Annotated in this window: 2 protein-coding genes; both read left to right on the plus strand. The window is 46.7% G+C overall.

The window, feature by feature from the left end:
- Positions 1-84: 84 nt before the first annotated feature.
- Positions 85-1,956, plus strand: coding sequence for an FAD-dependent oxidoreductase (locus A3729_RS00835; RefSeq protein WP_068509542.1), 1,872 nt, complete (start codon positions 85-87; stop codon positions 1,954-1,956).
- A gap of 62 nt (positions 1,957-2,018) precedes the next feature.
- Positions 2,019-2,413, plus strand: a 395-nt coding sequence (locus A3729_RS00840) for a hypothetical protein (RefSeq protein WP_156497552.1), incomplete at its 3' end; no start/stop codon positions are given.

The raw sequence follows: 2,413 nt of genomic DNA on the forward strand, positions 1-2,413 counted from the left end.
CTATCCCGATAGTATATTAAATATTGATCAATATTAATAATTCATGTTAAAAATATTATCCAGTATTTAAAAGAGGTGTTCACTGTGGGTAAGAAACGTTATAAGACAACTAGGCAAGGCCTGAACCGACGCAGCATCCTAAAAAATGGGTTGGGGGCTCTCGGCGCAGTCGCCCTAACTGCCGGGGGGAATAGCGTCAATGCTACAGCTAGCAAAGATTCCACGGATAGAGAAATCGACAAGTATGACTATGATGTCATTGTTATTGGTGGTGGCTTTGCCGGGGTTACCGCTGCCCGTGAGCTCAGGCAAGCTGGGCTATCAGTACTAATATTAGAAGCTCGTAATCGCCTTGGTGGGCGTACCTTTACCGTAAAGCGTGATGGTAAGTTGTTTGAGCTCGGTGGCGCCTGGGTGCACTCCACGCAACCTAATGTTTTCGCTGAAATTAATCGCTACGACTTGCAATTAGTGGATTCTACTCCAAGCACGATTCCCGACTTACTGTGGTGGGATGGTGATGAGGCGCGGGATGCTGGCATGAGCGGCATCGCACCACTGATTAGGATGGCTGCCTGTGGGAATGGGGCACCAGAAGGTGAACCATCGCCACCTATGGTCACCTATCAAGGCTTTGCCATTGCCAATGAGCAAATGCACCAATTTCATGATGGTGCCGCTCACTCCTTTCCATTGCCCTATGATCCTTTTAGTACAGATAATTGGCAAGGCGCCGACACTCTATCGGTTCGCGATCGCCTTAATCAGATGGACCTCTCTCCTTCTTTCTCACCCATCATCGAAGGACTCTTGGGCGCTTCCGTTCATGGAGACTTTGATCAAGCTAGCTACGTAGAAATGCAACGATGGTGGTCTCTCGTTGGCAGTGATATCACTCGTTACAGTGATAGCGTCTCTCGCTATAGCTTTAAACATGGTACGCAAAGTTTAATCAATGCCATGCTGGATGATGGTCGCCCTGACGTGGAATTGGGTACGCCAGTGAAGGAAGTTCATGATCTTGGGGATCACGTAAAAATAATCACCAGCACAGGCAAAACATTTACCTGCCGGTCCACGATTAGCGCAGTCCCCATGAACGTACTATCCAAGATTCAATTTTCGCCTGCGCTACTATCACAAAAGGTGAGAGCGTCCGAGGAAGGTCATGCCGGCTCTGGAATGAAGTTCTACATTCGCATCCGACAGAATATAAAGCCCATCTTAATGTTGGCCTCGGAGCAAGACCCTATAAGCACCATTATGACCATGGCCAGCCCTAACGAAGGCACTAATCTCGTGGCTTTTTCCACTGATCCGTCACAAATTGACCCCAACAACCACGCGCAAGTCCAAAAATTATTGCGCCGCTTTCTACCGGATGTTGATGTGGTGGATACCCTACACTATGACTGGCACCTGGACCCTTACTCAAAGGGTACTTGGTGCGTTCTGAAAAAAGGTCAATTGACGAATTCGATTACTGCATTACGCGAACCCCAAGGGCGAATATATTTTGCCGGTGGCGATATTGACTTAGGCTGGCGCGGATTTATCGACGGCGCTATTGCGACGGGTAACCAAGTTGGCCAAAAAGTGGCTCGTCTACTAAACGCACGCACGACCCCAATTTATAAAACAGAAAAAATGGCAGCCGGCGCTCACATAGACACAACCCTTAATCAATGCACCGTGTGTCACAGTACAGACGCATCCGGAAAAGCAAGTGTTGGTCCCAATCTTAGAGGTAAATACGGACAACCCGCCGCTTCGGCTAGCAATTTTAACTACTCGTCGGGTTTATCTGAGAGCAATCTCACTTGGAACGAAGCCAATCTGGATCGTTTCTTGGAAGACCCCGCCGGAACAGTGCCTGGTACCACTATGGGCTTTGGGGGGATAAAAGACCCCAACGAAAGGAACGCCATCATTGAAGCCCTCCGTGCACTTAAATAGGCAAGAAAAACCATTGGTAGCACCATCCTAACAAACCAGCGTAATGTGGATAGGAAATGAATATGAAAATGTACCCGATTTTAGCGTATCTATGTGCTCTATTGATATCGGACGTAGTGAGTGCAAGTGACATTAATAATGACAGAGACAACGAAGAAATTTATCGAAAACTACTAAAAATCGAATACAACAATCGTGTATTTGCTTATCTTTCAACTCAAATCATCGCAAAAAACCGAGAGGGTTCTCCAATGGGGGAGTTTTATCAAGCGTATTATCGGTTGGAGGTGTTGAACAAAAGCCTCTATGAGAATATGGAAAAGAAACTTAACTTTGAATACCAGCCCAATCTGTTTACTCGTACTCGTGGAAAGTTAACCGGGTATATCTCCTCTGTTCTGCCTGTTACAGCAGGTATGCTTGTATCTATCATTCAACCATACGTGGAAAAGCTTAC

This window comes from Oleiphilus sp. HI0043, assembly GCF_001634935.1.